Source organism: Pseudomonas sp. 2822-15 (assembly GCF_002742515.1).
Classification (GTDB): domain Bacteria; phylum Pseudomonadota; class Gammaproteobacteria; order Pseudomonadales; family Pseudomonadaceae; genus Aquipseudomonas; species Aquipseudomonas salomonii.
Genome location: NZ_LJRY01000317.1, coordinates 1 through 269, shown reverse-complemented (window position 1 = coordinate 269; position 269 = coordinate 1). Strand labels below are relative to the sequence as shown.

General features: G+C 52.4%; 1 protein-coding gene. It reads right to left on the bottom strand.

Going from position 1 to position 269, the window contains the following annotated elements; genetic code table 11:
- The coding region (locus AOA59_RS32505; RefSeq protein ID WP_158235273.1) for an immunoglobulin-like domain-containing protein at positions 1-269 on the bottom strand (269 nt) is incomplete at both ends.

Genomic DNA, 269 nt, shown 5'->3' with positions numbered 1-269 from the left:
GCTGTTTCAGCTGCCTTCGGATCGGTAACCAGATTCTCAAAGTTACCGCCTTCGGTTTTGGCGATCGTAGTGCTGACCGTGCTGCCGTTGTTATAGACGTCGTTGGCTGGAGTGTTAAACACGGTCGAGCCGACAGTTTCACCGGCCTTGATGGTAATGGTTTGGCCATTCGAAAGCGTCACGGTAACGTCGGTTTGCGCTTTGTTGGTCAAGGTCGCGGTGTAAGTGATGTCACCGCCTTCAACTACAGAGGCTTTATCAGCAGTCAG